At 63.1% G+C, this 6,533-nt stretch carries 6 protein-coding genes; all 6 read right to left on the bottom strand.

Annotated features, from left to right (window positions below; genetic code table 11):
* Positions 1-370, bottom strand: a 370-nt coding sequence (locus tag Q1X90_RS02660) for a hypothetical protein (protein WP_300766266.1), incomplete at its 3' end; no start/stop codon positions are given.
* A gap of 33 nt (positions 371-403) precedes the next feature.
* Positions 404-676, bottom strand: coding sequence for a hypothetical protein (locus Q1X90_RS02655; protein ID WP_300766262.1), 273 nt, complete (start codon positions 674-676; stop codon positions 404-406).
* Positions 677-996: 320 nt separating this feature from the next.
* Positions 997-3,888, bottom strand: coding sequence for a LuxR C-terminal-related transcriptional regulator (locus tag Q1X90_RS02650; protein ID WP_300766259.1), 2,892 nt, complete (start codon positions 3,886-3,888; stop codon positions 997-999).
* Positions 3,889-4,028: 140 nt separating this feature from the next.
* Positions 4,029-4,598: a helix-turn-helix transcriptional regulator gene (locus Q1X90_RS02645; RefSeq protein WP_300766257.1), complete on the bottom strand. Its 570-nt coding sequence runs from the start codon at positions 4,596-4,598 to the stop codon at positions 4,029-4,031.
* Positions 4,599-4,690: 92 nt separating this feature from the next.
* A complete protein-coding gene (locus Q1X90_RS02640; RefSeq protein ID WP_300766255.1) occupies positions 4,691-5,728 on the bottom strand; it encodes a DnaJ C-terminal domain-containing protein in 1,038 nt (345 codons plus the stop codon).
* A 107-nt stretch (positions 5,729-5,835) separates the two neighbouring features.
* Positions 5,836-6,531, bottom strand: coding sequence for a nucleotide exchange factor GrpE (gene grpE, locus Q1X90_RS02635; RefSeq protein ID WP_300766268.1), 696 nt, complete (start codon positions 6,529-6,531; stop codon positions 5,836-5,838).
* Positions 6,532-6,533: the final 2 nt, after the last annotated feature.

The raw sequence follows: 6,533 nt of genomic DNA, 5'->3' as shown, positions 1-6,533 counted from the left end.
TCACGGACACCTTGCCGTCAGTAACCGTCACCGTCGTTCCGAGATAGCCGGACAGGCTCTTCGATGCGCCGTCCGTCACATCGGTAGGGGTGTCACCGTCCTTGACGAGGACGACCGCCTTGCTGCTGGCGGTCCCATCGACGGTCCACGTGACGTCCGTCTTCTCGCTCGTGCTGACGGAATCGACCGTGTATTTCAGGTCGAGCAGGGCCTGCTGTGAGGAGCTGGTGTCCAGAGTGTCCGCAAATGTGATCTCGACGGTGCCGTCCGCGTCGACCGTGATGGATTTGATGTCGTCCTTGTTCCCGTCCGGCACGGGGATGCTGCCGTTGGCAGCGACGGACAGTCCCTTCCCCATGGCGATAGTCACAGTGGAGCCCGGGGTGACCGTCGTCTTGTCGTACTAGACCTTCAGCGTCACCGTATCCCCGGTCTTGAGGACCGGATCACGGTCGAAGCTCCCCGAGCTGGTCGTCAGCGTCGTGGTGATTCCCGCGTTCGCAACGGCCGCCGTGGCGGCGGGCCCGGCGACGAGGACCATGCCCGTCATCATCGCGATAGCGGCGATCGACGCCATGACGGCCCTCGCACGCCTTCCGATCGACCCGAACGCCCGCAACGCCTTCGACGCGGCGTGACGCGGACCTGAGAAACGGTTCATCGTATGACGACCCATATGCGTTAATCCCCTGCATTCTCTCGTGACTGTTTCATGCCCGGGGATGCTTGGGGGCCGTCCGAATCCGCGTTGCGGAATCCGACCTTCCAAGCCCCCTTTGGCTTATGTTCAGGTTCGAAGCTATTGGGGATTTCTACGGCGTGGATCGAACAACAGGCGGAATTGATGCTTTTCATCATGAAAATCACCCGCGGGGAAGACGAGACCACCCACCTCGCCACCTTTGGCCATCCCAATAATCACCCGGGGTGATGGATATGGGCCGAACATGAAGGACAAGACGGGGACGCACCTGGAACCGTCCGAAGTGACGGAGCCTAGTCGATAAGGGACAGCCTTCTCGCCTCGCTGAGGCATTCTCCCCTGCTCGAGACGCCCAGCGCATGATAGATATGTCTCAGATGGGTCTTCACCGTATTCGTCGAAAGACACAGATCGTCGGCAATGCCCTTGTTGCTCAGGCCCTTCGCCGCGCTTCGTAGGACGGCAAGCTGCGCCACCGTCAACACGTGCGAGGACGTATCGGGAAGAACATGCGCCCACTCCGGGGACTCCGCGACGGCCGCCGCCAACGCCAGATCGTCGTGCATGGCCTTGCGCATCGCGGGGAGCTCGGCGAGCGCCTCGACGTCCGACACGGACAGAACCCGCAACGTCATGATGATGTTCCCCGACGGAACGCCCTCGATTATTCCGCGGCAGAGCGAATCGGCCGCGGAACGATCACCGGAACGGATCGCCGCCGCCACACCCATCATTCCCAGAATCGTCGCGACCCGCATCTGAAGGCCCCCCGGGTACCCTGCAAGGATGTCGTCGGCCGTCACCGGCTCACCCGCATACAGCCGCCCTATGGCCTCACCGACGGAGCGGCCGCCACCGTCATCCGTGTTCGCATCCAGTGCAGAAATCGACTCGTCGGGCTCTCCGACCGTCGGACGACCCTCGTCATGCCCTTCATTCATGCCACCAAACGCATTCCGACCCCTGACACGCGCCAGCGAATCAGGACGACGCAGCCGCACCAGCAGCATGACGAGCATGGCGAGGTCACCGCCGTAGTGGGCCCGTTGCATCTCGACCAGGTCGAATCCATCAAGCTTCTCGCCGGCCTCGCGGAAGCGTCCGGAAAGCAGCAGAACCGTCATCTCCGTCCACCGGACGACGGGAATCGCCGATACGTCAGGGGAAGAATCACCGCGAATCCCGGCCATCACCCGGACCGCCGCATCGAGGTCCCCCCTCATCATCGGCTCCCACACGGCATCCATCCGCGATAGGACGTCGGCAAGAACCGCAAGAAGAGGAACGCGACGCATCAGATCGCGATAGGCGGACTCATCGGAACCCACCTGGATCCTGATCGCCTCCCCCGTGACCAGACCGAGAACATGGGCAAGGCGGCGCGCCAGCATCTGCGTTCCAGCGTTGCGCTCATAAAGATTGACCTGCGAACGGTCGAGGGCCCGCCACGCATGGGCGAACCTCAACCGCAGGAACGAGAAGAACGCCAATCCGAGGTCCAGCCTCGACTCCTCCTTGCCGGACAGCACCTGCCTGCCGCGCACACCGAGGACCGCGTCCTCAAGATCGTCCTCCAGACGAGGTACGGCGGACCATTGTCCGATGAGGGCGGTTCCGACCAGCTGGGCCATAAGACCGTTGATATGGCGTCTTACGTCGGCAGTCCGGTCGAGGGCAACGACCGTCGTGCCCTCCGGCCGACCGTCGTTGCCGGTGCCCCTTTCCAGATCACGCATGACCGGGAATCCCCCGCCTGACGAAAGGTCAGACCCCGAGCATCGACGCGAGAGGGACTTCACGGCAAACCTGACGCGGTCACGGCAGCGCTCGTCCAAGCGACCCACGCCCCGCGCAAGGAATCCCGCGACGATCACCGTCATCGGCGTCGTCTCGGACGACAAGGCGACCGAGTCCTCCCACCTGGGCGAGCCGAGGGGACGGAGCATCAGACCCCAGAGGATGTCGGAGAAGTACGTCTCCACGACGGCCTCCATCAGCGTCGCATCATGGCAGCCATCCAGCGATGACATGAACTCGCGCAGCCTCCCCTGTTCGGCGTAACGGTACGAGATCCCGAGGACCGCCTCACGAGAGGAATCGTCGGACGGCAGGCCGTCCATAAGCAGACATCGGATGCCGACGACCCAGCTAAATCTCAGAGCACCGCCACCACCGGCCTCGAGCCGGGCATAGCCGGCATCCACAAGACGCTGGATGACGGGCATCGCATCCGGAAGGACATGACGGACGGCGTCCACGCCGACACCGGCCAACGGAGCGAGCGCTCGACAGACCGCGATGAAGGGGGATTCCCCCTGCGGCCCTGAAAGAAGACCGAGAAGCTCACCCGTCTGATATCTGAGAAGTGCGCACGTCTCGACTACCATCGACTCGGTAACGCTCTCGGGATCCACCACGGAGGGCTCCCCGCTCGCTCCCGAGCCGGAACCGCGCACTACCACGAACCCACGCGCCGATTCCACGGAGTCGACGCCCTGCAGACGCTCGAAAAGCGCCCCCGACAGAACGGGATGCCCCGCAGTCAGGGCCATGACCTTCCCGATCAGTGCAGGATCGGGCCGCACACCGCAGAGCAAGGCGAGCTTCCCGAGTTCGTCCTCCCGCATGAGAAGCTCGGAATCCTCGATGACGCAGGTTCGGACCCCCGCCTCGGAGGACTGACGTTGCAGATCCGTGGAATCCAGAAGAGAACACACGATGTTCACCCCGGAACGTGCCGCAAGGACCAGAAGCCGGTCAAGACCCGCGGTCGCATGCCGATCATAGGCGACGAGCAGAACGGTGCTTCCTGCGACTCCGCGCATGAGATCGGGAAGGATGCGGGCGAGGCCGGCCGAATCCACCATTCCGCGGCCGAGGGACTCGATGATGGCATGCGTCCTGCCATCCAGACTGGCGTCCATGCGAAGGCCTTCGAGTACCAGAGACAGAACCTGTCTCTCGCTTAGCCTGCGGCTGGGAAGAACGATGCGACGAACCTTTCGCGAACGACGCGCGCCGTCGTACCATTGCTCGAGAAGCTCCCTTTTCCCCAGCCAAAACAGCCCGCACAGGATGGTGATGGGCGCATCACCGATTCTCGCCATAAGCCGTTCGCGTATGGGAGGACCGTAGATTCCACGGCTATGCCTGGCAATCAGCCCCTCGTTCCCGCCATCGGCCATTTCTCTCCATCCACCTCATGAGAATTTCCTCGAACAAGAAAACGCCATGGACTCCACGCGGCACCATTATCGTTATACCTCATACCATGAACGGAATTCAGGATTCTGGCCAAGGGGAGTCCGGGGAGACCACGAAGGCGTCACCGGCATTCCTTCCACACCACCAGAGCGGCGGAACCGGTCGTAGGGCGTTCCTGCCCCACAATTATCAACGGCCGTTCCACATAGCTCTCCGTTCTCTCACGGATCTCACGTCTGAGACCGATGCTCGTCTCCCCGTGCACCTCGACGATCTCGCCCTCGGGCGTGGATGCGAACACGGTGGACTCCGACCCCTGCCGCATGCGTCGTATCTGTCTGCGCAGCTGCCGATTCTCCTCGGCAAGATCGAGGATCCGCAGGATTCCGGCGAGGTTGACGGAATCCTCCTGACTAAGATGTTGGGCGTCGCACAGACGGCCGACGTCACGAAGGGAATACCGTCGGGCCCCGCCCTGGGTGCGTTTCGGAACGACGATTCCCAGACGGTCGTACTGGCGAAGTGTTTGAGGGTGGACCCCCGCCATGGCGGCGACCTGTCCGACGGCGAACACGGGAAGGCTGATGTCGAATCCGGCGTCATCCAGCTGGTCGAGGTCCCCGTCCCCCCGAATGAGTGATACGGCGCCCTCAAGATAGGCGTGCCTGATCTGGCCATCGACATGCATCATGGTTCTGCCTCCCATCTATTCCGCCGCTTCCGACCATTCCGACTATTCCGACTATTCCGATCACCATCATCGTGACGGCGATCATGTACGCCTCATTCCCGGCCCGGAGTACGCTTCGCCTCCACCTCGGAGGCGAAGTCCCCGCTGGCCGCATCGAAATCCCTGATGGCCCTCTTCTGGGCGCCATCCAGTCTGCCGGGCAGCACGATGCGGATGCGACCGATCAGATCGCCGTCGCCCTCGCGCGAGCGCACCCCATGCCCTTTCGCCCTGACCTCATCGCCGCTGGAGGAGCCCGCGGGGACTTTCATGACGACGTCGGATCCATCGATGTCGCTGACGGAGATCTTCCCGCCCAGCACCGCCTGCGCGACCGTCACGGGAAGATCCGCGACGAGATTCCTGCCGTCCAGCGTGAACCGTTTGCTGGGCTTGACGTTGATGGACAGATAGAGATCCCCGGAGGGGCCTCCGTTATGCCCCTCCCGCCCTTTTCCGGCGATGCGGATTCTCTGCCCGTCGCGGACTCCGGCGGGAACATGCGTTTTGAACGAGCTTCCCCCCACGCTCAACGACACCGTCGCACCCTTCACGGCCTGACGGAACGTCAGCGTGATCGAGGACTGGCGATCCTCGCCCTTCCGGGGACGCGCGGTCTCTCCCGTCGGCCCCGAACGTCCACCGAATCCCGAGCCGCCAGGAGCGCCGCCGAACATGGAGAATATGTCGTTCATGTTCGGCTGACCCGCGCCGCCGGTCGAGAAGCGTATTCGGCTTCCCCCCGACCCTCCCTGGGCCGTGGCTCCGGCACCACCGAACATCGATCCGAAGATGTCCTGAAAGCCGGACGCATCGAATCCCCCCTGTCCGGATCCGCCGGAGAAACGCGCCCCGCCCATGCCGAACTGCCTGATCGCATCGTATTTGCGACGCTGTTCGGCGTTGTTGAGGACGTCGTATGCCTCGGAGATGTCCTTGAATTTCTCCTCGGCCTCCTTGGTCTTGTTGAGGTCCGGATGATATCGGCGAGCAAGTTTGCGGTACGCCTTGGTGATGTCCGTGGCGCTGGCGTCCTTGGAGACGCCAAGGACCTTGTAGAAGTCCTTGCTCAGCCATTCGTTCTCAGCCATGCTGTCTCCTTACGAACAAAGTGGTGATACGGGAACGGCCCGCGGGGCGCAAGCCGGGCGGACCGTTCATGCGACGTTCCGAAGACGCCGGAATCAGCGATCGGCTCTCACGATTTCGGCGAAGCCACGACCACGCGCGCCGCGCGGATGACGCGATCACCGATGCGGTATCCCGCCTCCACGACGGCGTCGACCGTCTCCTTGGTCGCGGTGTCATCGGGACGATGAAGCACGGCCTCATGTCGGGTGGGATCGAACTCCTCGCCCTTCTCGCCGAACTTCTCGACTCCGAACCGCTCGAAGGCCTTGTCGATCTTCGAGCTGACGGCCTTGAAGGAATCGTCCATCTCGCTGTGCTCACGGATGCGATCGATGTCGTCCAACGCGGGAAGAAGCGCTGTCAGCACGTCGATGATCCCATGCTGACGGAATCGCTCCTGCTCCTTGGCGGAGCGGTTGCGGAAGTTGACGAATTCCGCCCGCTCCCGCTGAAGAGCCTCAAGGTAGTCCGCAGCCTCCTTCTTGGCCTGCCCCAGAGGAGTCAGGGAATCGTCCTGCGGGGAATCACCGTCGTTCTCACCGTCCGGAGACGGACCCGACGCCGACGCGTCTCCGGTTTGATCGCCGGAGGTCGTATCAGTCGTCTGGGATCCGGCGGCATTCTCCGGGCCGTCCTGCGATACGGGCGAACCGGATCCGTCCACCGGTCCATCGGGCCGCGGGTCAGAGGATTTCCCCTCCTGATTGAGCGAGTCCACATCCGGGATGTCCTTGAGGTAGTCGTCCTTGTCGAACTGGGGCATGA

Source organism: uncultured Bifidobacterium sp., from assembly GCF_949292005.1.
Lineage (GTDB): Bacteria > Actinomycetota > Actinomycetes > Actinomycetales > Bifidobacteriaceae > Bifidobacterium.
Note: the sequence above shows the minus strand (reverse complement) of the source record. Positions and strands in the feature narration are given on the sequence as shown.

Excerpts from the sequence above, each read along its gene's own strand:
- Q1X90_RS02655 (WP_300766262.1), bottom strand. The coding sequence starts at position 676 with ATGGGTCGTCATACGATGAACCGTTTCTCAGGTCCGCGTCACGCCGCG.
- Q1X90_RS02650 (WP_300766259.1), bottom strand. The coding sequence starts at position 3,888 with ATGGCCGATGGCGGGAACGAGGGGCTGATTGCCAGGCATAGCCGTGGA.
- Q1X90_RS02645 (WP_300766257.1), bottom strand. The coding sequence starts at position 4,598 with ATGATGCATGTCGATGGCCAGATCAGGCACGCCTATCTTGAGGGCGCC.
- Q1X90_RS02640 (WP_300766255.1), bottom strand. The coding sequence starts at position 5,728 with ATGGCTGAGAACGAATGGCTGAGCAAGGACTTCTACAAGGTCCTTGGC.
- grpE (WP_300766268.1), bottom strand. The coding sequence starts at position 6,531 with ATGCCCCAGTTCGACAAGGACGACTACCTCAAGGACATCCCGGATGTG.